This window comes from Terrabacter sp. 01T434 (assembly GCF_056398545.1).
Genome location: NZ_JBFTPP010000005.1, coordinates 480289 through 506928 on the forward strand (window position 1 = coordinate 480289; position 26640 = coordinate 506928).

Here is a 26640-nt window from a genome sequence, read left to right on the forward strand (position 1 = left end):
GCCAGCGCTCCGACTAGTTCCAGAACTCGTCGTTGCGGGCTGTGTCCTCGAAGAACTGGCGGGCCTCGGTGACGCGCCCGTCGCGAAGCTCGAAGACGACGACGGCGCTCTGTTCCAGGCTGTCCGTGCCACGAGTGGCCTGGTTCCGGTTCAACGCCACCGTGTGGTTGTCGCCGCCCACGACGTCGTCGAGGGTGACGGCCAAGGTCCCACCCGAACGCGTCATCAGCTCGCCGAAGAAGGACAGGATTTCTTCCCGCCCTCGCTTCGCCCCCGAGAGTGACCCGCTGCCGGGCACGTGCCAGACGGCATCCTCAGCGAAGAGCTCAGTGAGGGTGGCCATGTCACCGGCACTGAACGCCGCGTACCCACGGCGGATGACCTCTACGTCCTCGGTTGTGCCCATTGCCGATCTCCTTCCGTGCCCGACTGCGCCGACCGTTGCTGAACCAAACAACGCTATCCCCGGCGTCCGGACCGTGTCCCTCGAACAGCCGAGCCAGAAGGAAGGGCACCCCGGGCGCCTGCCGGCAGACTCGGGGCAGAAGAAAGGCCCCCGACTCTGGCGAGAAGGGGGCCCGACCTGTGATGTTGCGTGGAGCCTGCTGGTCGACATCCAATCCAACGGCAACGAAGGCATCGGCAAACCCGAGGCGTTAAAGCACGACTTCGCCGGCTACTGGCCCCGACGAATCACCGACGAGCATCGCGCCTCCTCTACAAGATCACCAGCGATGAAGTCCGCATCGCTGCCTGCCGGTACCACTACGGATAGCCGCTCGATCTGCGGCATGAGAGTGCATCCCATATTGGGATTCAATGCAGTATCCTCGTCTACATGAGCACCCAGATTGCAGTCCGCCTGCCCGACGAGATGGTGGCCTTCCTCGACCGTGCTGTGGCCGCGGGCGAGGCACCGAGCAGGGCAGCCCTCGTCACGTCGGCACTGGAACGAGAGATGCGCCGGCTGGTCGCAGAGCACGACGTTCGGATACTTGGCGCCAAGGGTGCGGCGGACGATCTTGACGACCTCGTGGCGTGGACCAGCACCCACATTCGGGTCGAGGACTGACCGGGTGCGAGAGATCTGCTTGGTCCCCCTCGACAAGACGCGACCAGCGCTGGTCCTGACCCGGCAAGCTGCTCGGGGTGCGATGACCAAGGTGACCGTGGCCCCCATCACCGGCACCATCAAGGGGTTGTCCAGCGAGGTGGCGGTGGGACCCGGCAACGGGCTGGACCACAACTGCGTGGTCTCGTTGGACAACGTCCTCACCGTTCCGGTGGGCGCGCTCGGGCCCACGGTCGGCTACCTCAGCCCCGCACAGGAAAGGCAGCTGGCGCGAGCTGCCGTCCTGGCATACGACCTCGACGTGCCACTTCTCGAGTAGCTCACGGCGGCACGATCGGACGTCCCGTCCGCGGCATGACCGGGCGAGCGTAGCCGCCCTCAACGCGGCATGGTCGGGCGAGCGTCCTCCCGCGCAGCATGTCCGCAGGTTCCCGGAATTATCCGACCCTAAGCAGGTGCAGCCACAAGGGGGAACATCGGCGCTCATGGCCTTTTGTCTCTGCGAGAGCGACTTCTACACGAAATACTTGTACGAGCACCTTACGGCTGGAGAAGTGCCGACTTAATCGGTCAGAGATGGCGGGCCACACAAGCATGTCCGCGCCGTCTTACTGAAAACTGTCTGACGGGCGGCTCATTCTTGGAATTCGTCGACATTCAGCCGACGCCGGGAGTAGACCGGAAGATTGTACGGGTGACGCCGGTCAAACCGGTCGGGATGCCCGGCAAAGGAGGGCATTCGGGTACACGCCCGTCGGGACGGAGTCTTCCCATGTCCACTGAAACCAACCCCAGGTCCCTGCTATCGAGGCGTCGGCTCTGCTCGGCCGCCGTCGCGATCCTCCTGATGGTCACCGGCATAGCCGCGGCGAGCAACACGGCATCGGCGGCGCCGCCGTCGCGCGATCCGAAAGTGATCTCGGACTGGAACGCGATCGCGGTCAAGACCTTGGTCGGCGACACGACCAAGACCGGACATCCACAGGTCCTGCTCTATCTGGGCTTCGTGCAGGCTGCCGTGTACGACGCCGTCGTCGGCATCGACCGGCGCTACGAGCCGTATCGCTTCCACGGCCGCCCGGCGCGGCCGGCCTCGACGCAGGCCGCAGCGGTGGCCGCAGCGCACCGTGTGCTCGTCAGGTACTTCCCGTACGCGCAGGCGGCTCTTGATGCCGACTACGCGACGTCGTTGGCGCAGATCCCTGACGGGAAGGCCAAGGACCACGGGGCCGCCTTCGGCGTTCGCGTTGCGGACAGCCTGATCGCCGCGCGTGCCAACGACGGACGAGATGCGCCCATCTTCTTCACCCAGTCACCGGCACCCGGCGTGTGGCGCCCGACACCTCCGGGCTTCGTGTCGATGCTCGACCCCTGGTTCGGGTTCGTGACCCCCCTGCTGGTGCACAGCGCCACCGAGTTCGCACCACCAGCTCCGCCGACGCTCACCTCCGCGAGGTACACCCGCGATTTCAACGAGGTCAAGGCATACGGCTCGGCAACCTCGACCAAACGCAGCCCCGAGCAGACTGCCACCGCCATCTTCTTCTCGGGCAATGCGTTCGTACAAGCCAACGCCATACTGCGCGACCAGGCGTCGAAGCGCAGCCTCGACATCGTGCAGTCAGCTCGGATGTTCGCCGCAGCAGACATGAGCATGTCTGACGCGCTGCTCACGGTCTGGCGCGCGAAGTACATGTACGGATTCTGGCGACCGATCACGGCAGTCAACCTGGCGAACATCGACGGAAACCCCGCCACTCTCGCGGATCCGAACTGGGTGCCGCTGGCTACCACGCCGGCCTACCCGGAGTATCCCAGCGGTTACAACTCAGTCGCCGCATCATCGACCGGCGTGCTGCAAGCGCTGTTTCACACGCGGCAGCTGAACTTGACCGTCACCTCCACGGCCGTGCCCAACGTCAATCGTCACTACGACACCGGCAGCGCACTTCGGGCCGACGTCGTTGACGCCCGAGTCTGGTTGGGCTACCACTTCCGCTTTGCCGACCTCGCCAGCCGAGATCTCGCACTCAAGCTGTCTACCTGGACGGTCGCCCACTACTTCCAGCCAATCAGCGACAAATGACACGGAGCGCTATCACTAGCATCTCCTCGGCACAACCGAGCCTCCCCGGCCTAGGTGGCTAGGATCACCGTTTCCACCGACGTCATCCTCGGCAATCAACGCGATCTGGGCGTGCCGAGTCATCTCGGCACGTCCCTGCGTCCTCGCCGCCTCGCGTCGCCGGAACATCCCCACATCGGCATGTGGGTGTCCGGGTCGACGGCAAGCCGCTACCTCTCCACGCTGCGCTCGATGCTGGCGTTCGCGTTCGCGGACGGTCGCGTGACCCGGAATGTCGCAGCGATGGTCAAGCCGTCCAAGGCGGGGCGGGCTCGTCCTCAGGGCCAGTTCCTCGCTCTCGAAGAGCTCGAAGCGCTGGCCATCGCGTGCAACGGCCCGTACGCCGACGTGGTCCGGGTCCTCGGATTGTGCGGGCTGCGCTGGGGCGAGCTCGCCGGCCTGCAGGTCGGAGACCGTCTGAAGGTGCCGGGTGAGGCCTGCGGCTGCAGCGGACCGTTCTCGCCAGCAGCTCGAAGGGCGGCCTCTACGTCGACACGCTGAAGGGCCGCCGCTCGCGCACCGTCGCACTGCCGGCGGCAGTCGTGCCGATCCTCGACGTCTGGTCCGCCGGCAAGGCACCCTCGGACTGGTTGTTCAGTGCGCCCGGAGGCGGACCGCTCTCCGAGTCCAACTGGAAGCGCTCGGTCGGGTGGCGTGAGGCCTGTGCGGCCATCGGCCGTCCGACCCTGCGGGCTCACGACCCGCGGCATACGGCGGCGTCGATCTGGCCAGGCGCGCGGGCGCAGACCCGAAGGTGGTCCAGCGCATCCGGGGGCACGCTTCGGCCGCCATGACGATGGACCTCTACGGCCACCTGATCGACCGCAACCTGTGGGAGGCGCCCCAGAAGATCGGGGGCACGGCGGGGGCATCTGAGACGCTCGCGAGAAACGGAAAGGCCCCCGACTCTCACGAGTTGGGGGCCTGACCTGTGCTGTTGCGTGGAGCCGCTTGTCGGAATCGAACCGACGACCTATTCATTACGAGTGAATCGCTCTGGCCGACTGAGCTAAAGCGGCTGGCCGCGACCGTCACCACGAGGGTGACCGGGCACGGAGGTTGAGTATACGCACCACCCCTGCCGGAGAAAAATCGCAGCTGACCGCCCGACGCCCCTGCGCCCGGAACGACTCAGGACCACCCGGGACAGCCAGGGACTGCGCTGCGCTCGGCGGGAATGCGGCACCGTCCGCTCGGCCTTGTCCTCGAGGAGACCGTGACAGCGACTCCACCTGCGAAAGAAGAGGAGACCGTCGATGACCGAGACGAACGAGGCCACCGCCCCGGCGATGCGCGCCATGACCTACGAGACCTACGGGGGGCCGGAGAACCTCGCCCTCACCGAGCAGCCGCGACCCAAGGTCGGGCCCGGCGAGGTGCTCGTGCGGGTGCGCTCGGCGTCGGTCAACCCGGTCGACTGGAAGCTGATGTCGGGCGGGCTCGATCCCGTCATGGACGTGCGCTTCCCGGTCGTGCCGGGCTGGGACGTCGCCGGCGTCGTCGAGGCCGTCGGCTTCGACACCCCGGAGTTCTCTCCCGGTGACGAGGTCCTCGCCTACGCGCGCAAGGACTACGTCCACGGTGGCACGTTCGCCGAGCTCGTCACGGTCCCGGTGCGGGCCCTGGCCCGCAAGCCGGCCTCGATGTCGTGGGACGAGGCAGCCGGGCTGCCGCTCGCCGGACTCACCGCGCTGCGGCTGCTGCAGCGCCTCGAGGTCGGCACGGGCGACACCGTCCTCGTGCACGCCGCCGCCGGCGGCGTCGGCTCCCTGGCGGTCCAGATCGCCCGGTCGCTCGGAGCCCGCGTCATCGGGACCGCGTCCGAGCGCAACCACGACCGCCTCCGTGAGCTCGGGGCCGAGCCGGTGGCATACGGCGACGGGGTGGTGGAGCGCGTCCGGGCGCTGGCCCCCGAGGGTGTGGACGCCGTCGCGGACTTCGTCGGCGACGCGCTGGACGTCACGACTGCCGTCCTCGCCGAGGGCGGCCGCCACGGCTCCATCGCCGACGCCTCGGTCACCGAAGCCGGGGGCCACTACGTCTGGGTGCGTCCCGACGGCGACGCGCTCACCCACCTGACCAGGCTCATCGAGGACGGTGCGCTGTCCGTGCCGATCGCCCAGACCTTCCCGCTGGAGCAGCTGGCAGACGCCTTCCGGCTCAACGCGGAAGGCCACACGGCCGGCAAGATCGTGGTCCGGGTCTCCACCGACTGACGGACCGGACCGGCCCGTGCGAGAACGGTAGGGACTGCTCGGTCGACGGACGCTTCACGCCCCGCAGCGGAAGTCGTCCTCAGGCGCCTCGAACCGGGCCAGGTAGTCGTCGACGACGGCGTTCGCGCAGTCGTTGCCGGTGCCGTACGCGCCGTGGCCCTCCGCCGAGACGGTGACGAACCGGGACCGGACGATCTCCCCGGCCAGGGCCTCGGTGTCCTCGATGGGAGTCGTCCGGTCCCCGTCGTTGCCGATGACGAGCACGGGCGTCGACACCTCGGCTCCCACGAGCAGCGTCTCGCGGCGCACGCCGGTCCACCCGTCGCACGGGTCGGTCGACGGCGGTTGGATGCGGGCCCAGAGGGGGTGGTTGGCCAGGACGTCGTGGCTCGGCACCGCCGAGTCCCACGGCGACGGCGGCCAGTCGGAGCAGGTCACGAGCAGGTGCGAACGAGTGAAGGAGGTGGGGGCGTAGGTCCCGTCCTCGTTGCGCTCGACCATGCTCATGGCGAACGAGGCCAGCTCCGCGCCGTCGCCCTCGTGGACGGCCGTGTCCAGGGCGTCCACGAGGTCCGGCCATGCCTCCCGAGTCTCCAGCCCCAACCCGATCGCGGCGCTCGCCCAGCCCTCGGTCAGGTGGGGCAGGCTGGCCTCACCCGTCTCGAGCGGCTGCCTGTCCAGACGGTCGAGGAACGCGACGAGGGTGCGGGACACCGCGGGGGTGTCCGCGCCCAGCGGGCACGTGATGCTCGAGCCGCAGTCGGTCACGAAGTCGGTGAAGGCGTTGTCGAAGTCGTCGGCCGCGCCCCGCGCACTGGCATCGATGTCCTGCTGGCTGGGCTTCTCCTCCGCGAGCGCGTCGGGCAGGACGGCGGAGTCGAGGACCATGAGCCCCACCCTGCTGGTGAAGAAGTCGGCGTAGACGGCGCCGATCATGGTGCCGTAGCTGACGCCGTAGTAGTTGAGCCGCTCGTCGCCCACGGCTGAGCGCAGGACGTCGAGGTCTCGGGCGACGAACTCCGTGCCCATCCGGGCCGCGAGGGCGCCGCCGCTGGCGAGGCAGCGCCGGTTGCGCTCTGCAGGGGCTCGCTGCGCGGCGGCCCGTTCGGCGGCGGTGTCCGGGGTGGGGTCGGCGGCATACATCGCGTCGAGGTCGGCGTCGGTGAAGCATCGGACCGGGTCGGACTCCCCCATCCCTCGCGGGTCGAAGCCGACGATGTCGTAGCGTGCGCGCACGGCGTCGCCGAAGAAGGTCGGCGCGTCCCTGGCGAAGTCGATGCCCGAGCCGCCCGGGCCTCCGGGGTTGATGAACAGCGACCCGATGCGGGGTCCCGGCCCGGCGGCCGGCAGCCGGCGCAGCGCGATCGTCGTCCTCGCGCCGTTCGGTTGCCTGTAGTCGACCGGGACCTGGACGCTCCCGCAGTCGAAGGCCGCGTCGTCGTGGCACGACGCCCACGCCACTCGCTTGCCGTAGTAGGCGCGGAGCTCGGTCGGCTCGGGATCGACCGGGCCGGTGAAGCTGATCGGCGTCGTGTCCGGCCGGTCGCCGGAGGCGCCTCCCGAGGCAGCGACGGACGTCGCGGGAGGACTGCTCGCGCCGTCAGCCGTGTCGCGGTACGAGGCGACCCCGGACGCGTGAGTGGGCCCGGTGGCGAGCAGCAGGAGGGTCGCGAGGATCGCGACGGAGACGAGAGGGGCGGTCAGTCGGCTCAGCAGGTCGTGCCGTCGGCCGGCGCCGTTCCCCTGAGCAGGTAGCCGTCCACGGCGGAGTCCACGCACGAGTTGCCAGCGTAGTAGGTGCCGTGTCCGTCATGGTCGGAAGTGAGAAGAATGCCCGATGCGAGGTCTTTGGCCAGCTGCTTGGTCCCGCCGATGGGCGTCGCCGGATCGCGTTCGTTGCCGATGACGAGGATCGGGGCGGCCCCCTGTGCCAACGTCGTGCCCTTCGGCGTTCGTCCGGCGGCCGGCCAGGTGCGGCAGTTGTCGTAGAGCTCGCCGGTCATCCGGGCCCACAGCGGGTGGGCGGCCTTGGCCGACTTCTGCTCCGCCGCGAGGGTGGGGTCCGACGTGAACCGGGGCCAGTCCGCGCACCGGACGGGGATCATCGCCTGCAGGTAGGAGCTCGGTGCGTAGTCGCCGGTGATGTTCCGCTCGACGACTGACATGCCCTTGGCGAGAAGGATGTCGCCCTTGCCGGTGAAGGCCTGGGCCAGGCCCTTGTTGAGCGTCGGCCACGACGAGTCGGAGTAGAGGCACATGAAGATCGAGAAGCCGACCCAGCCCTCGCCGATCGTCGTCAGGCCCGGCTTGCTCGTCGTCAGGCCGTGCTTCTCGACCTGGTCGAGCAGGTCCACGATCTTCTGGCGCGCGCTGCTCTTGTCACTGCCCAGCGCGCAGTCGCTCCGCGTGACGCACCAGCCGATGAAGGCGTCGATCGAGGACTCGAAGCCCTGGATGTCGTAGGTCATCTCCTGCTCGTCCGTCTGGTTCGGCGACATCGCCGAGTCGAGCACCATCCGGCCGACCTTCTGCGGGAACGTGTCGGCATAGATGGCCCCGAGGAACGTGCCGTAGGAGCCACCGAAGAAGTTCAGCTTGGGGTCGCCCAGGAGCACCCGCATGACATCCATGTCGCGCGCGACCTCGGTGGTGCTCATGTGCATCGCCCGGGCCCCGCCACGCGCAGCGCACCGCTTGGTCACGCCGTCGACGTCCGCGAGCAGCGTCGAGCGCTCGGCCGCCGAGTCGGGCGTCGGATCAGCGCTGAAGAGGAGGTCCATGTCGGAGTTGCTCAGGCACTGCACGGGGCTCGACGCTCCGATGCCCCGCGGGTCGAAGCCGACGATGTCGTATGCCGCCCGCACCGCGGGTGAGAAGACGAACGACGCGTACTGGGCGTACTCGACACCCGAGCCTCCGGGCCCGCCGGGGTTGATGACGAGGGAGCCGATGCGCTTGCCCGGGTCGGTGGCCGGCGCCTTGCGCAGCGCGAGGGTGAAGCGGTCACCCTTCGGCTTGGCGTAGTCGACCGGCACCACCATGGTGGCGCACCGGTGCTTGGCGTTGTCGGCGCACGGGGACCAGTCGAGCTTCTGGGTGTAGAAGTCCGCGAGCGAGGCCGGATAGCCCTGTCCCGCAGTGCTGCTCGGGGAGGGAGTCACGTTCGACGGGCTCGGGGTCGCGGTGCCCGACGAGGTCACGGGAACCCGCGGCTGCGCGGCGGGTGTCGGGTTGCCGATGCGCCAGACGGCGAGGACGACGGCTGCGACGACGGCCACCACGGCGACAGCCGCGAGCACCGGCCGCTGCCACGAACGACCCTGCATCGCCCCGCCGGACCCGCCGGCGCTCGCGGTGGGCGGCGGGTAGTCGGGCGGCAGGGCGGCATACCCCGTCGGCCCGTCCGGGAGGTCGTCGGGGCGCGGGTCCTCGTTCAGCATCGCAGTCCGTCCTGGGGGACGCGCCCCTGCACGTAGTAGGCGTCGATGGCGCTGTCGACGCACGTGTTGCTCCGACCGTAGGCGGTGTGCCCGTCGCCGTCGTAGGACACGAGCACGGCGTTGTCGAGCTGGTCGCGCAGTCGCTTGGACCACTCGTAGATCGTCGCGGGGTCGCGCGTCGTGCCGACGACGACGATGGGGTCACTGCCGGCGGCGGTGATCTTGTGGGGGCCGTCGGTGGACTTCACCGGCCACACCCCACACGGCAGGGCTCCCCAGGCGAGGTTCGCGCCCCACGTCGGCGCCTTGACCGAGAAGTCCTTGGCATAGGTCTCGTACGCGGACAGGTCGGGGCTGTCCGGCCGGTCGAGGCAGTTGACGGCGAAGATCGACTCCATGAGGTTGCCGTCGTAGCCACCCCCCGGGCGTCGCTGGGCGTACGCGTCGGCGAGCTGCATCAGGCTCTGGCCGTTGCCGGACTTCGCCTCCCTGAGCGCGTCGGTGAGCACGCCCCACGCACCCTGGTCGTAGAGCGCGACGGCGACGCCGAGGCGGGCCCACCCCTCGGTGAGCAGGGGCGCGCTCGGGTCGCCGGTGGGCAGCGGCTGGCGGTCGACCTGCCGGAAGAAGTCGTCGAGGCCCTTGAGGGCGGCCTCGGGCGTGTCACCGAGGGGGCAGTCCTCGACGACGCAGTTGTCGATGTAGGCCTTCGTGGCGATCTGGAAGCCGCGGGCCTGTCCCTCACCGAGCTCGGCGCTGGTCAGGTCGGGCGGCACGACGCCGTCGAGGACGACGCGACCGACGCGCTGCGGGAAGAGCCCGGCGTAGGTGGAGCCGAGGAACGTGCCGTAGGACTTGCCGAGGTAGTTCAGCTGCGCGTCGCCGACGGCCGCCCGCAGGATGTCCATGTCGCGCGCGGCGTCGGCCGTCGAGAGGTGCTTGACGAGATCGGGGTTGTCGGCCTGGCAGCCGGCGGCCATCGCCTTGGCCTGCGTCAGCAGCGCCTGCTCCTCACCCGCGTCGTCGGGCGTCGGGTCGGCCGCGAGGAAACGGTCGAGCGCCTTGTCGCTGAGGCAGTTGATCGGGTCGGAGCGCCCGACGCCGCGCGGGTCGAAACCGACGAGGTCGTAGTAGCGACGGACGTCCGGCCCGCCGATCGTGTCGGCCCCGCCGCGGACGTAGTCGATACCGGACGCGCCGGGGCCTCCCGGGTTGACGAGGAGCGAGCCCAGACGCTTGGCCTGGTCACGGGCCTTGACCCGCGCGACCTTGATCGTGAGGTCCTTGGAGGGGTCGGGTGCGGCATGGTCGAGCGGGACCCGGAGGTCGGCGCACTCGAGGTTGCCGCACTTCGTCCAGTCCAACTTCTGCGCGTAGTAGGGGGCGAGCGCCTGGGTGGGCGCGGCCGTGGCGGCGGGGATCCCCGCCTTCGTCGGCGGCACGACCGGGCCCTCGGTCGTCGTGCAGCCCGCAGCAGCCAGCACCAGCGCCAGGGCCGCCACGGCGGCGGTGAGGGCGCGGGAGATCGCGGCAGGGCGTGTCGTCATGCCGGAAACGGTAACCGGTCGACCTGTCCGCAGCCGCTTCCTGCTCGCGTCGTGACCGCAGGGAGCCCGTATGCCGCGTGGCCGGGCAGGACTCCCCCGCCGCCATGGTGCCGCGTCACACGCCGAGGTCGCGCGGCACGCGCAGCTGCAGGGCCATGGCCTCGAGGGCGAGGAGCGGCGGCACGTTGGCGTTGATGCGGTCCCGGGCCTCGTTGATGGCATCCATCGCGCCGAGCAGCTGCTCGGGACCGAACACCCCGGCGAGCGCTCGCACCTTGTCGACGGCGTCGGGGTTGACGAGGTCGACGTCGGAGCGCAGGCGCAGCACGAGCGCGTCACGGTAGACCGAGGTGAGGTCGACCAGGGCCCGGTCCACCACGTCACGGGCCGCGCGGGTGGCGCGGGTCTTCTGCTCACGCTCGAGCGCTGCGACCTGCGAGCGGATGTGAGGTGGCTGGGTGCGGGCCGTCGGGTCGGCGCCCAGGGTATCCATGAGGCGGGCCCGCTCTGCGGCATCGCGCTCGGCGCTGGACGCGGTGGACTCCTCGTCGGCGATCTGCGCCAGGTCGGCGGCCGCGCCGATGGCATCGCCGACGCCGAGGATCTTCGTCGCCATGGCGATGACGTCGCGGCGGCGGATCCGGGCCTGCTCGTCGCGGGCCAGCCGGCGCGCGAGGCCGACGTGCGACTGCGCGGCGCGGGCGGCATACAGCGCCATGGCGGGATCGACGCCGTCGCGACGCTGGAGCAGCTCGGCGACGGCCTCGACCGGCGGCGTGCGCAGACGCACGTGGCGAGAGCGTGAGCGGATGGTGACGATGACGTCCTCGAGGCTCGGCGCACAGAGCATCCAGACCGTGCGCGGGGTCGGCTCCTCCAGCGCCTTGAGCAAGGCGTCGGCGGGCGCGTCGGTGTAGGCGGTGAGACGGTCGGCGTCCTCGATGATGATGATCCGCCAGCGGCCCACGGAGGGGCGCAGGGCGGCCTCCTGGACGAGCGCACGGGCCTCGGCGACCTTGATCGACAGGCCCTCGGTGGCCACGACCTTGACGTCGGCGTGGCTGCCGTCGAGGGCGGTGCGGCACTCGCGGCACCGTCCGCACCCGCCGTGGGGGCACTGGAGGGCGGCCGCGAACGCGCGGGCCGCCGTCGAGCGCCCCGAGCCGGGCGGACCGGTGAAGAGCCACGCGTGCGTCATCGCCGACTCGTCGCTCACCGCGCGCGACAGCGTCTCGATGGTGGGCTCCTGACCGACGAGGTCGTCCCAGACGCTCATCGACACGCTCATCGACGCAGTGCCAGGACGCGGTCGACGCCGTCGAGCACGGCAGCCTGCAGACGCTCGACCGGCTGGCTCGCGTCGAGGACGAGGTAGCGCTCGGGGTCGGCTGCGGCCAGCTCGAGGTAGCCGCGGCGGACTGCGGAGTGGAAGGCGTCGGCCTCGGACTCGAGACGGTCGTGGACGTCGCCGCGGCGCTCGCGCCCCACCTCCGGCGTGACGTCGAGGACGATGGTGAGGTCGGGCAGCAGTCCACCGACGGCCCAGTGCTGCAGCGCGGTGATCTCGTCGCGTCCGAGCTCGCGGCCGGCGCCCTGGTAGGTGATGGAGCTGTCGACGTAGCGATCGGTGATGACGACGCTGCCACGCGCGAGCGCCGGCTTGATGAGCTGGTCGACGTGGTGCGCCTTGTCGGCCGCGAAGAGCAGCGCCTCGGCCCGGGCCGCGACGTGGTCGCCGTGCAGGACCAGCTCGCGGATCTGGCCGCCGAGCGGGGTGCCGCCCGGCTGGCGGGTCACGACGACCTCGCGGCCGCGCTGCTCGAGCACCTCGGCGAGCAGCCGCGCCTGGGTCGACTTGCCGGCCCCGTCGCCGCCTTCGAAGCACACGAAGAGCCCGGGGGCAGTGTCGACTCGGTGGGTCGCGGCCGCGAGGATCTCCGTCACCCTCCGACCCTATGCGACCCCACCGTCAGGAACCGTCCCCGCACCGTCCGAAGGTGGACGCGACGCATCGCATCAGCGACGGGCGAGCAGCTCCTCGGCGATCTGGACCGCATTGAGGGCCGCACCCTTGCGCAGGTTGTCGCCGACGACGAAGAGCACGAGGCCCTTGCCCTCGGGCGCCGCCTGGTCGGCGCGGACGCGACCCACGAAGACCTCGTCGCGGCCCGCGGCCTCGAGCGGGTTGGGCACGTCGGTGACGATGACACCGGGCGCGTTCTTGAGCAGGTCTAGCGCCTCGTCCGGCGTGATGTCGTCGGCGAACTCTGCGTGGATCGCCAGGCTGTGACCGGTGAACACGGGCACGCGCACGCACGTCCCCGAGACGCGCAGGTCGGGGGCGTGCAGGATCTTGCGCGACTCGTTGCGCAGCTTCTGCTCCTCGTCGGTCTCGAGCGAGCCGTCGTCGACGACCGACCCCGCGAGCGGGACGACGTTGAAACCGACGGGCACGGCATACAGCTCGGCCTCGGGGACGGCCACCGCGCGCCCGTCGAGCGCGAGCCCGGTGGGGTCGCCCGCGGCATACGCCCCCTTGAGCTGGCGGTCGAGCTCGCGGACGCCGACCCCGCCGGAGCCGCTCACGGCCTGGTAGCTGCTGACGTGGAGGCGCACGAGGCCGGCCTTCTCGTGAAGCGGCTTGAGCACGGGCATCGCGGCCATCGTCGTGCAGTTGGGGTTGGCGACGATGCCCTTGGGGATGTCGTCGAGGTCGGCGGCGTTGACCTCGGAGACGACGAGCGGGACCTCGGGGTCCTTGCGCCACGCGCTCGAGTTGTCGATGACGATGGCGCCGGCCGCGGCGACCTTCGGCGCCAGTTCGCGGCTCGCGGCGCCGCCGTTGGAGAACAGGGCGATGTCGATGCCGGAGAAGTCGGCCGTCGCCGAGTCCTCGACGACGACGTCCTCGCCCTTGAACGGCAACGTCGTGCCGGCCGAGCGCGCGGACGCGAAGAACCGCACCTGCGTGACCGGGAAGTCGCGCTCCTCGAGAAGAGCACGCATGACCCCGCCGACCTGACCCGTTGCACCGAAGACTCCGACTCGCATGCCGACAAGGTTACGGCGGGGGAGGTCGCCCTCCCCCGCCGCGTTCACCTGTCGGTCAGGCGCCTCCCGTGCTCAGTCGGCGGCCGCGTGGCGGTCGGCGTTGGCGTGGATCGCGTCGTGGACGTATGCCGCGAGCCCGGGCGCGATGTCCTCGTACGTCTTCGTGAAGCGCGGGTCCGCGACGTACATGTCGGCGAGGCCGCGGTGGAAGGTGTGGTCGAGGTCGTAGAAGCGGTCGTGGATGTGCAGCCGGTGCTGCTCGGCCGCGTCCATGGCCGGCCCGCTCGTCGCCGGCTCACCCGAGGACTGTGCGGCGACGAACGCCGCGTTGATCGCGTCCGCCTCGGCCTTGACCTGCGCCCAGTCGGCCTTCGTGTAGCGCTCGGTCCGGGATCGCGACTGCTTCCACGCGTCGGTCTCGCCCCAGCGCTCCTGGGCCTCCTGCTGGTACTCGTCCTCGAAGCCGTCACCGAAGAGCTCCTTGAGGTCCTCGGTCGTGGCGGGCTGTTCGCTCATCTCTCTCTCCAGTGCTCGGTCGATGGCCGCGACGAGCTCGGTGAGCTCGCCGAGCCGTTGCATGACCGTGTCGCGCTGTCGGCGCAGGTGGCCGGCCGCGTCCTCGCCGCCCTCGAGCAGGGTCGCGATCTCGTCGAGTGGCAGCTCGAGCCGCCGGTAGACCACGACCTGCTGGAGACGCGTGAGGTCCCCGCCGGTGTAGAGGCGGTAGCCCGCTCGCGAGCGCCCGCTCGGGACGAGCAGACCGATCTCGTCGTAGTGGTGCAGCGTGCGCACCGTCACGCCGAAGAGGTCGGCGACCTGCCCCACCGTCCAGGTGGTCATCTCCTGCGTCCTTCCGGTCATGGGGTCGAGACTGCTGCCTCACGTGGCGTGAGGGTCAAGTCCCTATAAGGAGAGGGGTGTCGCCCGGTGCCGATCCACCCGGGCGCTTCCACCGTATGCCGCCCCTAGAGTGAGCGCGTGCACCGTCGCCTTGCCCTCGTCCGCCGTCCGTCTCCCCGACTCGCGGACGGGATCGTGACGCACATCGAGCGCTCCGGGTCGGTCGACGGCGAGCTGGCCCTCCGGCAGTGGCAGGAGTACGTCGACGTGCTCCGCCGACGCGGCTGGTCGGTCGTCGAGGCGCCACCGGCCGACGACTGCCCTGACGGCGTCTTCATCGAGGACCAGGTCGTCGTGCACGGTGACGTGGCGGTGCTGTGCCGGTCCGGTGCGCCCGAGCGTCGCGGCGAGCGCGTCGGCGTGCGCGAGGCCGTGACGGCATACGGCTACCGCACCGTCGAGGTCGAGGACCCGGGGACGCTCGACGGTGGGGACGTGCTCAAGCACGGCCACGCCGTGTGGGTCGGCGTCGGCGGGCGGACCAACCTCTCGGGCGTGGAGCAGCTGCGCCGAGCCCTGAACGGTCATCGTGTCGAGGTCGTCCCGGTCCCGGTGTCGAAGGTGCTGCACCTCAAGTCGGCGGTCACGGCCCTTCCCGACGGGACCGTCCTCGGCTATCCGCCGCTCGTCGACAACCCCTCCGTGTGGCCCGAGTTCCTCGCTGTCCCAGAGGAGTCGGGCGCGCACGTCGTTCTGCTCGGCGGCATGTCGCTGCTCATGTCGGCGTCGGCGCCGCGCACCGCCCAGCTCCTCGCGGCCCGCGGTCACGACGTCACGACCGTCGACATCTCCGAGTTCGAGAAGCTCGAGGGCTGCGTCACCTGCCTGTCGGTGCGCCTCCGCGGCTAGGCCGACCCCGGCGGGGCGCCGGGGTCACCGCTCGTTGTTCCAACGGTGTAGGCCCACGACGGCCACGCGGGGTCTACGCTGCGACGGGGGTCGGACTCGAGCAGTGGGGGTGGTTGTTTCGTGGACGCTGACGTCGTCATCATCGGGGCTGGGCTGGCAGGGCTGAGGTGCGCGCGGCGTCTGACCGAGCTGGGTCACGAGGTCATCGTCCTCGAGTCGAGCGACGCGGTCGGCGGGCGCATCCGCACCGACGTCGTCGACGGGTTCCGCTGTGACCGCGGCTTCCAGGTGCTCAACCCGGCCTACCCGGCGGTGCGGCGGTGGGTGGACGTGTCGACGCTCGACCTCAAGCCCTTCGGGTCCGGGGTGCTGGTGCGCCGCAGCAACGGCCTGCAGGTCGTCGCCGACCCGATCCGCGAACCCCGGCTGATGGCCCAGACGATGCGCAGCGGCTACCTCCATCCCCGCGAGCTGGCCGGCGTCACGCGGTGGACCGCCCGGGTCATCGCGGACCCCAAGACTGTTCTGGCACAAAGAGATTCGACCCTCGCCGACTCCTTGGACGAGGCCGGCGTCACGGGCCGGCTGAGACACGAGGTCCTCGACCCGTTCCTCGCGGGTGTGCTCGTCGACAGCCACGGTGGGTCGTCCGCCAACTTCACGAAGCTGCTCGTGCGGATGTTCGCGCTGGGCAGGCCAGCCGTCCCGGCGACGGGGATGCAGGCCCTGCCCGAGCAGGTGGCCGGACCGCTCGGTGACCGCGTGCGGCTGCAGAGCCACGTCGAGACCATCACCCCCGTCCACGGCGGCGTCGACATCCGCGTCGACGGCCAACGCCTCTGCGCGCGCAGCGTCGTCGTCGCGACCGACCCGGCCGGTGCGGCACACCTGACGACGCTGCCCGAGCCGGTGACCAAGGGCCTGGTCACGTGGTGGTTCGAGGCGCCGGAGCCGCCCCACACGCTGCCCTTCGTCGCCGTAGACGGCCGTCGCCACGACTCGGTCCCGCCCGGTCCGGTCTGGAACACCGCCGTCCTGACCGCGGCCGCCCCCAGCTACGCCCCGCCGACGAAGCACCTCGTCGAGGCGACGTGCCTGCTCGACCGGCCGGACGGCGACGCCCCGGAGGCGGACGTCCTGCGCCACGTCGGCGAGATCTACGGCTGCGACACGTCCGGCTGGCGCGTCGTCATCCGCCACCGGGTCGACGCAGCCCTGCCGGCGATGACCCCGCCGCTCGCGGTCCGGGCTCCGGTTGCGCTCGGGGACGGCGTCTTCGTCTGCGGCGACCATCGCGACACCGCCTCGATCCAGGGCGCCCTGGTCTCGGGTCAGCGGACGGCCGAGGCGGTCGACGCGCACCTCTGACGCGGGCCCGCCACGAAGAAGTTCTCGGCGGGTGCATCCCTGACGGGGGCGTCCTCGGAAGAGGGGGCAGACGGCATACGACGCCGTCGCTCCCCCGCAGAGAGGACAGACCCGTGAAGAAGCGTCATCTCGTCCCCGTCGTCGCAGCCCTGGCCGGCGCCCTGGCCGTCCCGACCGCGGGCAGCCCGCTCAGGTCGCCCAGGTCGCCCAGGTCCCGCTGTCGACGCTCGACACCAAGCAACGCGAGGGCGAGGCCACGCTCGTCCGCGCCGCGAACGGACTCGACCTCCGAGTCGTGACGGCTCGCCCGCTCGATGCCGGCAACGGCTACCTGGAGGTCTGGCTCATCAACGCCGACGGCAAGCGCATGGTTTCCGTCGGAGTGCTGCGGCCGGGCGAGTCGGGCACGTTCCCGGTCACGCAAGCCCTGATCGACCAGGGCTACGTCATCGTCGACATCTCCAAGGAGCAGTTCGACGACAAGCCTGCCCACTCGGGCGACAGCCTGCTCCGCGGCCAGCTCCCCGCCTGACCGGCACGTCCCGTCCAGGGGTCAGGCCATCAGGTTCCTCATGGCGGCCGTCGCCCCGCGCAGGTAACGCTCGACGACCTCGCGGTCGTGCTCGTCCAGCGTCGCGTCGAGGGCGGCGAGGCTCTCGAACATCGGCGTCATCCGGGCAAGCACCTCGGCGCGGCCGCTGTCGGTGATGACCACCGCGGTGCGCCGACCGTCGTCCGGATGCGGCCGACGCTCGGCATGTCCCCGGCTCACCAGGCGGTCGACGACACCGGACGACGCGGCCGACGTCACCCCGAGCAGCTTGGCGAGGTCGACAGGGCCGACCGGTCCGCGCATGAGGTGGCGCAGCGAGTGCAGCTCGGACGTGCTGAGTCCCGCCTGACGAGCGACCACGGCAGGCACGGTCTCGGACACCTCGACGAGCTCCTGCAGCGCCGACAACGTGCCGGTCGTCCGCCACGCCGGCACGCCGGGGACGAGCCCGACGCCGGGCAGAACGTGACCGATGTGGGAGAGCTCGGGTTCGACCGTCGCGCCCCGCCGGGGACGCGCACGCCTGGGGCCCGATGGTGTCCCCGTCTTGTTCTTGCTGTTAATATCACTCACCAACTTAGTAATCTACTGAGTAACCCCGTTACTCATGCTATCTGGAGGTGTGGTGTGCACGCTGTGACCGACAGGATCACCCGCAAGTGGTGGGCCGTCGCCATCGTCGTCCTGGCCCTGGCCGGCGCCATGGGGGTGGTGAGCGCCGTGGGCGAGGCGCAGCGGACGGCGAGCTCGACCGACGCCCTGCCCATCGGCTCCGACAGCGCGGCCGCGCTCCAGCTGCGGGACCGGCTGCCCGAGGCCGAGGGATCCACGGCCGTGGTGCTCTTCAGCAAGGCCTCGGGCGCCCTGAGCCCGGCCGACCTCACCACCATCGAGGGGCGCCTGTCGCAGCTACCCGGCGCCGGCCGAGCACCCGTCCAGCGCAGTGACGACGGCACCGCCGCGCTGGCGGTCGTCCCCGTGGACGCGACCGACGCGACGGCCACGGCCGAGCGGGTGCGTGACATCCGCACGAGCGTCAAGGCGGATCTTCCCGAGGGGGTCACCGCCCAGGTCACCGGCCCGGCAGCCGTCCAGGCGGACCTCGCCGCGGTCTTCGAGGGCGCCAACACCCGCCTGCTCATCGCCACCGCCTCCGTCGTCGCCCTGCTGCTCGTGCTGACCTATCGCAGCCCGATCCTCTGGATCTTCCCGCTCCTCGTCGTGGGCGTCGCAGACCGACTCGCTGCCGTCCTGGCGACGCACACGCTCGCGGCATTCGACATCGTCTGGGACGAGTCGACCATCGGCATCCTCTCGGTCCTCGTCTTCGGTGCGGGCACCGACTACGCGCTGCTGCTGATCTCGCGCTACCGCGACGAGCTGCGCAGCCACGCCGACCGCCGCGAGGCGATGTCGCTCGCCCTGCGCCGCACGTCGGAGGCCGTCCTCTCGAGCGCCGTCACCGTCACCATCGGCCTGCTGACGCTGCTGCTCTCGCTCTTCCCGGCGACGCGCGGCCTCGGGCTCGCGTGCGCTGTCGGTGTCGTCGTCGCCGCCGCCTTCGTCCTGCTCGTGCTGCCAGCGGCCCTCGTCATCTTCGACCGCTGGATCTTCTGGCCCAAGGTCCCGCGTGAGGGCCAGGCAGCCCTGGCCGACGGCCACTCCCTCTGGCGCCGGGTCGGCGACCGGGTGGCCGCCCACCCGAAGCGGATCATCAGTGTGACGCTCGTGGCCCTCGCCGTCATGGCCGCCGGCATCGCCGCGATCGACACGGGCCTGAAGCCCTCGGACCAGTTCCTCAAGAAGCCCGAAGCCATCGCCGCGAGCGAGCGCCTCTCCCAGTCGTTCCCGGCAGGCAGCGCGGACCCGGCAGTGATCGTGACGACAGCCGACCCGGACACCGTGGCGTCCGCCGCCAAGAACGTCCCGGGCATCGCCGGCGCGCGCCCGGTCAAGCAGGCAGACGGTGTGGCCGAGGTCGACGCCGTCATCACGGCCGCTCCCGGATCCGACGAGGCAACCGCGACCGTGCGGGCTCTTCGGGCGGCACTGGCCGCCCTATCGGAGAGCCACGTCGCGGGCACCGAGGCTGTCGCCCTCGACCAGGCCGAGGCCTCGTCCCGCGACCGGCTCGTCATCTTCCCGCTCGTGCTCGTGCTGGTCCTGCTGGCGCTCGGCCTGCTGCTCCGTTCGGTCGTCGCGCCACTCGTCCTCGTCTCGACCGTCGTCGCGACCTTCCTCGCCAGCGTCGGCGCGTCGTGGTGGATCTTCACCAAGGTCCTCGGCTTCTCCGCGCTCGACGACAGCGCGCCGCTCTTCGCCTTCGTCTTCCTCGTTGCGCTCGGCGTCGACTACAACATCTTCCTCGTCACCCGGGCACGGGAGGAGTCACGCCAGCACGGCTCACGCCAAGGCATGCTGCGCGGCCTGGCTGCCACGGGCGGCGTCATCACGAGCGCGGGCATCCTGCTCGCGGCCGTCTTCGCCGTCCTCGGCGTCCTGCCGCTCGTCGTGCTGGCCCAGATCGGCGTCATCATCTGCGTCGGCGTCCTGCTCGACACCCTCGTCGTCCGGACGTTGCTCGTGCCCGCCATCGCGGTCGTCCTCGGCGACCGGTTCTGGTGGCCGCGCCGCCCGCACCCCGCCCCCGCAGACAGCGCGGACAACGCGGGCATCGGCATCAGGGACGCATCGCCGGAGGTCCGGACGGCCTCGCTGACCCAACGTTAGACAAGCTCTTGACTGGGGCCGCTCGCGGTCTTTGACTCAGGTTCATCGACGACCTTTGCGCGCCGTGACCGACCCCCTCCCCGTCGGTCTCGGCAAGCCGTGGGCCACGCACCGGACTCCCTTCCGACGCGTGGCCCACATCGTTCGCGTCCACGTCCGGGAAGCTGAGCGGAGATCAGCCGCGCCACTCCTCGCGGAGCAGGGCCCAGGTGTTGTCGTCGAGCCAGGTGCCGTCCTTGCCCAGCGACTTGGCTCGGGTCGTCGCCTCGTGACGCATGCCGATGCGGCGCAGGACGCGGTTCGAGGCGATGTTGTCGGCATAGGCGTCCGCGGTGATCCGGCGCAGGCGCAGCTCACCGAAACCAATGACGAGCAGCTCGGCAGCGGCTTCGGCGGCGAGCCCCCGGCCCTGGACGTCCGGGTGCAGCGCGTAGCCGATCGTCCCCTCCCACTCATCGGTCGGCATCCGGGCGATGCTGTGGCTCGGCTCGATCCGCAGCATGACGTCACCGACGACGCGGCCGGTCCGCAGCTCCTCGACGGCCAGCCCGAGCAGCGGCTCGGCAGCCCCCGGCCGACCCCGCTCGATGCGCTGGGAGATCCGGTGCCGCACCTGGTCGCGGTCCAGCACGTCGTGGCTCAGGTGCACCACGACCTCGGGCAGGCAGCGGTAGGCGTGGACCGCGTCGACGTCGTCGAGGCTGAGCGGGCGCAGGGCGAGCCGTTGGGTCAGCCGCGGCCACCGGAGCCGGGAGAGGTCGCGAGCCACCTGCACTAGCGCCAGCCGCCGTCGTGCACACCACCGGGCACGTCAGCCGCGGGATCGTAGGGCGTCCGGGTGAAGCGGAACGACGCCAGGTCGAGGTGCGACGGCGCCCCGTCGGCCGAGCGCACCACCCGCAACGGCTCGCCCGTGTAGTAGCCGTCGAGCCCGACCCACTCGTCACGACCCGTCGGCGCGAAGCGCGAACCGCGTGCCTGGCCGGGCTCGCCGAGGACGAGGTGCTCGCCCACGACCCTGGCCGTCGACACCGACGGGCCCCAGTGCCAGGTGCCCACCAGCTCGAGCACGGCCGGGTCGCCGGCGGCGTGCCACGGCTCGGGGGTGCGCGGCTCCCGCTCGCCGTATGCCGTCAGCAGCTCGGGAGCGATGGCCCCCAAGCCGCTCGTGCTGTTGGTGAGGACGACGACCCCGTCACCGGACTCGACCTCGACACGCAGGCCCGCGAGGAAACCGGGCATCGAACCGCCATGACCGGCATACCTCGTTCCGTCGACGTTCCAGACCTGCCAGCCGAGCCCGTGCGCGGTGGTCCAGGGCTGCCCCGGACTGTCGTTGATCGTGTGCGGCTCGTACATCTCGGTCAGGGTGTCGGCAGACAGGACCTCGGCGGTGTCCCCGCCGGCGAAGGCGGCCCACCGAGCGAGGTCGTCCACCGTCGTCCACAGCTGACCTGCCGGAGCCATGGCCCCGGCGTCGTGCTCGGGCTCGGGCAGCAGGACGTCGGCGAACGGGTGCACCGCGAGGCCTTGGGCGGCCTTGCCGCTGGGGCGGGTCGTCGTGCGCGTCATGCCGAGCGGATCGAGCAGGTCACGACGGATCACGTCGAACCAGTCGGCGCCGTGTGCGCGGGCTACGAGCTGCCCGAGCGCTGCGAAGCCGACGTTCGTGTAGTGGAAGCGCCGGCCGGCCCGGAAACGCTGTCCCACCGGGGATCCCGCCAGCTCGTCCCAGTCGGCACCTGGCGTGCGCTCCCACCACGGACCGTTCGTCTCGGCCTGCACCCCGGCGCCGTGAGAGAGCAGCTGCGCGATGGTGGCGCCGCCGAGCTGCGAGCCGGGGACATGGTCCTCGAACCGGTCGAGCAGGTCGAGGCGTCCGGCGTCTCGCAGGCGCATGACCGCCACGGCGACGAACGTCTTCGTGATGGAGCCCATCCGGTACTGCGTGTCGGCGTCGGCGACCTCTCCCCCGGCCCTCCCGTCGAGCGTGCCCATGGCGCCAGACCAGGCGAGCGCACCGTCCCGCACGATGCCCGCAGCGACCGACGGCAGACGGCCGCGGCGCTGCTCGGTCGCGAGCAGGTGGTGCAGGTGGCGGGCGGTCGCGGGGTCGACCGTGCGGGTAAGGGTGGAGGCGTCGGCGACGCCGTGCGGATCGCTGCGCGGGTCGGTGCTCATCCGCTCCACCCTAGAGCGGGACTCTCTGGCGTGGGGCAGACCACCCCGGCAGGATGGGACGGCGGCCCCACGGACGCCGACCATCGGATATCTTGATATCAAGATTTATTCAGGATCCACGTTCTCGGATCTCGGTACGACAGCAACCCGAACGGAGCACCCGCGTTGGACTCGACAATCATCTACACGCACACGGACGAGGCGCCGGCCCTGGCCACGGCCTCGCTGCTGCCCATCGTCTCGGCCTTCGCCAAGCAGGCCGGCGTCGAGGTCGAGACGCGTGACATCTCGCTCTCGGGTCGAATCATCGCCGCGTTCCCCGACGCGCTGACGCCCGAGCAGCGCATCGGCGACGCCCTGGCCGAGCTCGGTGCCCTGGCCAAGACGCCCGAGGCGAACATCATCAAGCTGCCGAACGTCTCGGCCTCGATCCCGCAGCTCAAGGCTGCGATCGCCGAGCTCCAGGCCGCCGGCTACGCGCTGCCCGACTACCCCGACAACCCGACCACCGACGCGGAGAAGTCAGCGCGGGCGGCATACGACAAGATCAAGGGCTCGGCCGTCAACCCCGTTCTGCGCGAAGGCAACTCGGACCGCCGCGCGCCCGCGTCGGTGAAGAGCTACGCCCGCAAGCACCCGCACTCGATGGGCGCGTGGACCGCCGAGTCCAGGACCAACGTCGCGACGATGGGCGAGGACGACTTCCGCCACAACGAGAAGTCCGTCGTCATCGAAGCCGACGGCACGCTGCGCGTCGAGCTCGTCGGTGCCGACGGCTCCGCCACGGTGCTCAAGGAGTCGATCCCCGTCCTCGCCGGCGAGGTCGTCGACGCGACGTTCATGAAGGTCGCGAAGCTGCGCGACTTCCTCTCCGAGCAGGTGGCGCGCGCCAAGCAGGAGGGCGTCCTCTTCTCCGTGCACCTCAAGGCCACCATGATGAAGGTCTCCGACCCGATCATCTTCGGTCACGTCGTGCGAGCCTTCTTCCCCGACGTCTTCGAGACGTATGCCGGGGCGCTCGCCTCCGTCGGCGCGTCCCCCAACGACGGGCTCGGCGCCGTCCTCAAGGCCGTCGAGGGCCTGCCGGCCGACGAGCGCGCCGAGGTCGAGGCCGCCGTGGCGAAGGGTTTCGAGGACGGGCCGGCCATCGCGATGGTCGACTCCGACAAGGGCATCACCAACCTGCACGTCCCGAGCGACGTCATCGTCGACGCGTCGATGCCGGCGATGATCCGCACCTCGGGCCACATGTGGAACCGTGACGGCGCCGAGCAGGACACACTGGCCGTGCTGCCCGACAGCTCCTACGCCGGCATCTACCAGGTCGTCCTCGACGACTGCCGCGCCCACGGCGCCTACGACCCCTCGACGATGGGCTCTGTCCCCAACGTTGGCCTCATGGCGCAGGCGGCCGAGGAGTACGGCAGCCACGACAAGACCTTCGAGATCCCGGCCGACGGGACCGTGCGCGTGGTCGACGGCTCCGGCGAGGTGCTCATCGAGCACGCCGTGTCGGCGGGCGACATCTGGCGCGCCTGCCAGACCAAGGACGTGCCGATCCGCGACTGGGTCAAGCTCGCCGTGACGCGCGCCCGCGCCACAGGCACACCGGCCATCTTCTGGCTCGACGCCGACCGCGCCCACGACGCGAACCTCATCGCCAAGGTCAACGAGTACCTCACCGAGCACGACACCGACGGCCTGACCATCGAGATCATGAAGCCCACCGACGCGATCGCCTACTCCCTCGGGCGAATCCGCAAGGGCGAGGACACGATCTCGGTCACCGGCAACGTGCTGCGCGACTATCTCACCGACCTCTTCCCGATCCTCGAGCTCGGCACGTCGGCCAAGATGCTCTCCGTCGTCCCGCTCATCAACGGTGGCGGGCTCTTCGAGACCGGCGCCGGCGGCTCGGCTCCCAAGCACGTGCAGCAGCTCGTCAAGGAGAACTACCTCCGCTGGGACAGCCTGGGCGAGTTCCTCGCTCTCGCAGTCAGCTTCGAGCACCTGGCCGACGTCACCGACAACGCGCGGGCTCGCGTGCTCGGCCAGACGCTCGACCGGGCGACCGGCACCCTCCTCGACGAGAACAAGGGCCCGGCTCGCAAGGTCGGTCAGATCGACAACCGCGGCAGCCACGTGTGGCTCGCGCTCTACTGGGCGCAGGAGCTCGCCGCGCAGACCGACGACGCCGCCCTGGCCGAGACGTTCGCGCCGGTGGCGCAGGCGCTGTCGGACAACATCGCCACGATCTCCCAGGAGCTCGTCGACGCCCAGGGCCACCCGGTCGACATCGGGGGCTACTACCGCCCCGACGCCGCCAAGGTCGCCTCGGTGATGCGCCCGTCGCAGACCTTCAACGCGATCATCGACGCCCTCGCCTGACCCGGCTCCACCTGGTGACAGTGCCCACCCGACCATCCCGGTCCGGTGGGCACTGTCACGCCCGCCGCCCGCCGCCCCCCACCGTCGAAAGGCCACGTATGGCCGCCCCTAACACGTCGAAGGGCCACGTGTAGCCGCCTCTAAATACGTCGAAGGGCCAGTAGTTGTCGGGTCGGGGACCCAGCGCGGCCCGGCTCTGTTGCAAGGGCCCTTACTGGGGCGACCACACGTGGCCTCTCGACGTGGTCGAGGCGGCCACACGTGGCCTCTCGACGATTGAGGGGAGGCGGGGAGAGTGAGCCGCGATGCCGCCGCCAGCCGCCGCCTCAGGCCTTGGGGATGTCGAAGAAGTTCGCGATGTTGGCGGCGAGCCCGAGGTCGCCCTTCGCCTTGATCTTGCCGGTCATGAACATCATGACCGGGTTGCCGCTCTTGGTGATGACCTTGGCGAAGTCGACCGGCGTCATGGCGAGGGTGAGGGTCGAGTCCCCGTCGTGCCCGGGGAGGGTGCTGCACGTCCCGTCGGCGAAGCGCACGGTCCACTCGTCGGCGCCGCCGTCGGGTCGCCCGGTGATGCTCCAGTGCGTGGTGGCCGTGGTCGAGCCGGCACGGTCGGGGCGGAAGAGCTCGGGCATCCGCCGGAAGAGCGTCGACGATGACCTCGCGGTTGGGGCTCTCCATGACCGCTCGCACGTCCTTGTCGGACATCTCCTTGACGATGCGGATGAACTCGCCGGGCTCGACGGCGGCGATCTGCTCGGCGCTGGCGGTCGTGAAGTCGATGTCGGACATCAGGGTCCCTCCGGAGGAAACGACATTGTTACCGCGAGTAGGTTACTGGACGGTTCAGCCGTCGAGGAACCAGCCCGCCACCATCCCCTCCGGGCGCCCGGGCTCGATGTAGTGCTCCCAGGCGAAGGCGACGGCGAACATCTCCATCGGCATCTGGAGCATCCCCTGCGCGTCCGACTGGCTCGCGTGGGCCTTGAGCGCCGAGCGCTTGACCTCCAGGAACTCGCTGACGTCGCAGGCCCAGTGCAGCTCGCTCTCGAGGCTGCCGAGCGGGTTGCCGTCGTCCATCGGTGCGCTCGGGTCCCACTCCCCCACGTCGAGCCCCGCAGCCATGGCCGCCTGGTGGGAGCGGATCATGGCGTCACGGTTCATCGAGCCCTCGAGGTAGCGCCGCGTGCCGGCGATCTCGGCCGCGCGCTTCGTCACGGCGTGGACCTTGACGTGGTCGGGATGGCCGTAGCCGCCGTGCCAGTCGTAACCGACGACGACGTCGGCGTCCTCCTCGCGCAGCACGGCCGCGAGCCGCTGTGCCGCCACCTCGGTGTCGGCCCGCGCGAAGCTCTCCTCGTGGTCGTTCTGCACCCACCCGGTCATGCCGGAGTCGGCGTAGCCGAGGAACTCGACCCGGTGCGTGCCGATGACGGCGTTGGAGGCAGCCGCCTCGACCCGGCGCCGCTGCACGACGGTCTCGCCCTCCGCCAGGTCGTCGGGGGCGTCACCGTGGTCGCCGTTGGTGGCGACGACGAGGACGACGCGGTGCCCCTCGCTCACGGCGCGCGCCATCGAGCCCGCGGACTGGGACGCCTCGTCGTCAGGGTGGGCGTGGACGAAGACAACGGTTGACATGCCCTCAGCCTCTCACCGCGCGCCGACGTTCCCACCATCGACGGACGCATCCCCGACGGGCAAGGTGTAGACGACGTAGCCCTCGCAGGTCGCCACCTCGTCGTAGAGCCGGCGCGCCACGGCATTGCCCTCGTGGGTCTGCCAGTAGACGCTGCCGCAGCCCTTCTCGCGCGCCCAGTCCCGCACGGCGCCGATCAGCGCGGTGGCGACCCCGCGCCCACGGACCGCCTGGTCGGTGAAGAGGTCCTCGAGGTAGCACAGGTCCGGTTCGCTCGAGCTGGGGTGCACGAGGAAGTGCGTGATCCCCACGAGCTCTCCATCCAGCCACGCGCCGCGCCCGTGCAGCCGTGTGCCCGAGGTGATCTCGCGCCATGCCCGGTCGTATGCCGTGTGCTCGAGGGTGCGCTCGTAGAAGCTGATGTAGGCGCGGAAGAGCTCTTCCCACCGGCCTCGGTCGTCGGGCGCGAACCTCCGGATGTCGACCACCGACCCGACGCTAGCGCGACGACACGTCCGTCGGCAGGGCCACCACCCGGCATACCCAAAGCCCCAATCGAAAGAGCGATCCGTCCGGACAGGATG

25 protein-coding genes, 1 tRNA gene and 1 pseudogene are annotated in these 26640 nt (G+C 70.6%); 12 read left to right on the forward strand and 15 right to left on the reverse strand.

Annotation, left to right across the window (positions count from 1 at the left end; translation table 11 throughout):
• Nucleotides 1-13 precede the first annotated feature (13 nt).
• Complete coding sequence (locus AC1DIW_RS13485) at nucleotides 14-406, reverse strand: nuclear transport factor 2 family protein (protein WP_478108743.1); 393 nt, start codon at nucleotides 404-406, stop codon at nucleotides 14-16.
• Here AC1DIW_RS13485 and AC1DIW_RS13490 point away from each other — a divergent pair.
• The 6 genes from AC1DIW_RS13490 to AC1DIW_RS13515 all read left to right on the forward strand — a co-directional run bounded on the left by AC1DIW_RS13490 (nucleotide 378) and on the right by AC1DIW_RS13515 (nucleotide 3991).
• Entirely contained in the window at nucleotides 378-842 is a 465-nt protein-coding gene (locus AC1DIW_RS13490; RefSeq protein WP_478108745.1) for a type II toxin-antitoxin system YoeB family toxin, read from the forward strand. The two genes, AC1DIW_RS13485 and AC1DIW_RS13490, sit on opposite strands and share 29 nt — an antisense overlap.
• Entirely contained in the window at nucleotides 839-1072 is a 234-nt protein-coding gene (locus AC1DIW_RS13495; protein WP_442279191.1) for a YlcI/YnfO family protein, read from the forward strand. The genes AC1DIW_RS13490 and AC1DIW_RS13495 overlap by 4 nt, the downstream gene beginning before the upstream one ends.
• A gap of 4 nt (nucleotides 1073-1076) precedes the next feature.
• Nucleotides 1077-1391 carry a type II toxin-antitoxin system PemK/MazF family toxin gene (locus AC1DIW_RS13500; RefSeq protein WP_478108747.1) on the forward strand — a complete coding sequence of 105 codons (315 nt, stop codon included), beginning with the start codon at nucleotides 1077-1079 and terminating at the stop codon, nucleotides 1389-1391.
• 453 nt (nucleotides 1392-1844) lie between these two features.
• Nucleotides 1845-3158: a vanadium-dependent haloperoxidase gene (locus AC1DIW_RS13505; protein ID WP_478108749.1), complete on the forward strand. Its 1314-nt coding sequence runs from the start codon at nucleotides 1845-1847 to the stop codon at nucleotides 3156-3158.
• 54 nt (nucleotides 3159-3212) lie between these two features.
• A complete protein-coding gene (locus AC1DIW_RS13510) occupies nucleotides 3213-3698 on the forward strand; it encodes a hypothetical protein (RefSeq protein ID WP_478108751.1) in 486 nt (161 codons plus the stop codon).
• 26 nt (nucleotides 3699-3724) lie between these two features.
• Nucleotides 3725-3991, forward strand: a complete 267-nt coding sequence (locus tag AC1DIW_RS13515; protein WP_478108865.1) for a hypothetical protein — start codon at nucleotides 3725-3727, stop codon at nucleotides 3989-3991.
• A 148-nt stretch (nucleotides 3992-4139) separates the two neighbouring features.
• On the opposite strand, the gene AC1DIW_RS13520 is transcribed toward AC1DIW_RS13515, so the two are convergent.
• Nucleotides 4140-4216 (reverse strand) — tRNA-Thr (locus tag AC1DIW_RS13520).
• 270 nt (nucleotides 4217-4486) lie between these two features.
• Between AC1DIW_RS13520 and AC1DIW_RS13525 the strand changes: the two genes are divergently transcribed.
• Complete coding sequence (locus AC1DIW_RS13525) at nucleotides 4487-5413, forward strand: NADP-dependent oxidoreductase (protein ID WP_478108867.1); 927 nt, start codon at nucleotides 4487-4489, stop codon at nucleotides 5411-5413.
• A 54-nt stretch (nucleotides 5414-5467) separates the two neighbouring features.
• Here AC1DIW_RS13525 and AC1DIW_RS13530 read toward each other — a convergent pair whose 3' ends face one another.
• From AC1DIW_RS13530 to AC1DIW_RS13560, 7 genes are all read right to left on the reverse strand, one after another.
• Complete coding sequence (locus AC1DIW_RS13530; RefSeq protein ID WP_478108753.1) at nucleotides 5468-7192, reverse strand: alpha/beta hydrolase; 1725 nt, start codon at nucleotides 7190-7192, stop codon at nucleotides 5468-5470.
• On the reverse strand, nucleotides 7123-8853 hold the full coding sequence (locus AC1DIW_RS13535; RefSeq protein WP_478108755.1) for an alpha/beta hydrolase: 1731 nt from the start codon (nucleotides 8851-8853) through the stop codon (nucleotides 7123-7125). Before AC1DIW_RS13535 ends, AC1DIW_RS13530 begins: the two co-directional genes overlap by 70 nt.
• The gene (locus AC1DIW_RS13540; RefSeq protein ID WP_478108757.1) at nucleotides 8847-10400 is read right to left on the reverse strand and encodes an alpha/beta hydrolase; all 1554 of its coding nucleotides are present in this window, start codon (nucleotides 10398-10400) and stop codon (nucleotides 8847-8849) included. The genes AC1DIW_RS13535 and AC1DIW_RS13540 overlap by 7 nt, the downstream gene beginning before the upstream one ends.
• 115 nt (nucleotides 10401-10515) lie before the next feature.
• Nucleotides 10516-11676: a DNA polymerase III subunit delta' gene (locus tag AC1DIW_RS13545; RefSeq protein ID WP_478108759.1), complete on the reverse strand. Its 1161-nt coding sequence runs from the start codon at nucleotides 11674-11676 to the stop codon at nucleotides 10516-10518.
• A gap of 8 nt (nucleotides 11677-11684) precedes the next feature.
• On the reverse strand, nucleotides 11685-12344 hold the full coding sequence (tmk, locus tag AC1DIW_RS13550; protein ID WP_442279182.1) for a dTMP kinase: 660 nt from the start codon (nucleotides 12342-12344) through the stop codon (nucleotides 11685-11687).
• A 72-nt stretch (nucleotides 12345-12416) separates the two neighbouring features.
• Entirely contained in the window at nucleotides 12417-13451 is a 1035-nt protein-coding gene (locus AC1DIW_RS13555; protein WP_478108761.1) for an aspartate-semialdehyde dehydrogenase, read from the reverse strand.
• A 72-nt stretch (nucleotides 13452-13523) separates the two neighbouring features.
• Complete coding sequence (locus tag AC1DIW_RS13560; RefSeq protein ID WP_478108762.1) at nucleotides 13524-14291, reverse strand: MerR family transcriptional regulator; 768 nt, start codon at nucleotides 14289-14291, stop codon at nucleotides 13524-13526.
• 138 nt (nucleotides 14292-14429) lie between these two features.
• Between AC1DIW_RS13560 and ddaH the strand changes: the two genes are divergently transcribed.
• From ddaH to AC1DIW_RS13575, 3 genes and pseudogenes are all read left to right on the forward strand, one after another.
• Nucleotides 14430-15200: a dimethylargininase gene (gene ddaH / locus AC1DIW_RS13565; protein WP_442279179.1), complete on the forward strand. Its 771-nt coding sequence runs from the start codon at nucleotides 14430-14432 to the stop codon at nucleotides 15198-15200.
• A gap of 120 nt (nucleotides 15201-15320) precedes the next feature.
• Nucleotides 15321-16568 carry an NAD(P)/FAD-dependent oxidoreductase gene (locus AC1DIW_RS13570; RefSeq protein ID WP_478108764.1) on the forward strand — a complete coding sequence of 416 codons (1248 nt, stop codon included), beginning with the start codon at nucleotides 15321-15323 and terminating at the stop codon, nucleotides 16566-16568.
• 172 nt (nucleotides 16569-16740) lie between these two features.
• Nucleotides 16741-17100: pseudogene (locus AC1DIW_RS13575) on the forward strand (anti-sigma factor); the annotation flags it as partial.
• A 21-nt stretch (nucleotides 17101-17121) separates the two neighbouring features.
• Here AC1DIW_RS13575 and AC1DIW_RS13580 read toward each other — a convergent pair.
• Nucleotides 17122-17694 (reverse strand): MarR family winged helix-turn-helix transcriptional regulator, encoded by a 573-nt coding sequence (locus AC1DIW_RS13580; RefSeq protein ID WP_478108766.1) that lies wholly within the window; start codon nucleotides 17692-17694, stop codon nucleotides 17122-17124.
• Nucleotides 17695-17757: 63 nt separating this feature from the next.
• Between AC1DIW_RS13580 and AC1DIW_RS13585 the strand changes: the two genes are divergently transcribed.
• A complete protein-coding gene (locus AC1DIW_RS13585) occupies nucleotides 17758-19851 on the forward strand; it encodes an MMPL family transporter (protein WP_478108767.1) in 2094 nt (697 codons plus the stop codon).
• A 175-nt stretch (nucleotides 19852-20026) separates the two neighbouring features.
• Here AC1DIW_RS13585 and AC1DIW_RS13590 read toward each other — a convergent pair whose 3' ends face one another.
• Nucleotides 20027-20620: a GNAT family N-acetyltransferase gene (locus AC1DIW_RS13590; protein ID WP_478108769.1), complete on the reverse strand. Its 594-nt coding sequence runs from the start codon at nucleotides 20618-20620 to the stop codon at nucleotides 20027-20029.
• A gap of 5 nt (nucleotides 20621-20625) precedes the next feature.
• Nucleotides 20626-22032: a serine hydrolase domain-containing protein gene (locus AC1DIW_RS13595; RefSeq protein WP_478108770.1), complete on the reverse strand. Its 1407-nt coding sequence runs from the start codon at nucleotides 22030-22032 to the stop codon at nucleotides 20626-20628.
• A gap of 165 nt (nucleotides 22033-22197) precedes the next feature.
• Between AC1DIW_RS13595 and AC1DIW_RS13600 the strand changes: the two genes are divergently transcribed.
• Nucleotides 22198-24420 (forward strand): NADP-dependent isocitrate dehydrogenase, encoded by a 2223-nt coding sequence (locus AC1DIW_RS13600; RefSeq protein ID WP_478108772.1) that lies wholly within the window; start codon nucleotides 22198-22200, stop codon nucleotides 24418-24420.
• A gap of 326 nt (nucleotides 24421-24746) precedes the next feature.
• On the opposite strand, the gene AC1DIW_RS13605 is transcribed toward AC1DIW_RS13600, so the two are convergent.
• The 3 genes from AC1DIW_RS13605 to AC1DIW_RS13615 form a co-directional block, all read right to left on the reverse strand.
• Nucleotides 24747-25055 (reverse strand): SCP2 sterol-binding domain-containing protein, encoded by a 309-nt coding sequence (locus tag AC1DIW_RS13605; protein WP_478108773.1) that lies wholly within the window; start codon nucleotides 25053-25055, stop codon nucleotides 24747-24749.
• 211 nt (nucleotides 25056-25266) lie between these two features.
• A complete protein-coding gene (locus AC1DIW_RS13610; protein WP_478108775.1) occupies nucleotides 25267-26058 on the reverse strand; it encodes a PIG-L deacetylase family protein in 792 nt (263 codons plus the stop codon).
• Between the two features lie 12 nt (nucleotides 26059-26070).
• Nucleotides 26071-26544 (reverse strand): N-acetyltransferase family protein, encoded by a 474-nt coding sequence (locus AC1DIW_RS13615; protein WP_478108777.1) that lies wholly within the window; start codon nucleotides 26542-26544, stop codon nucleotides 26071-26073.
• Nucleotides 26545-26640 lie beyond the last annotated feature (96 nt).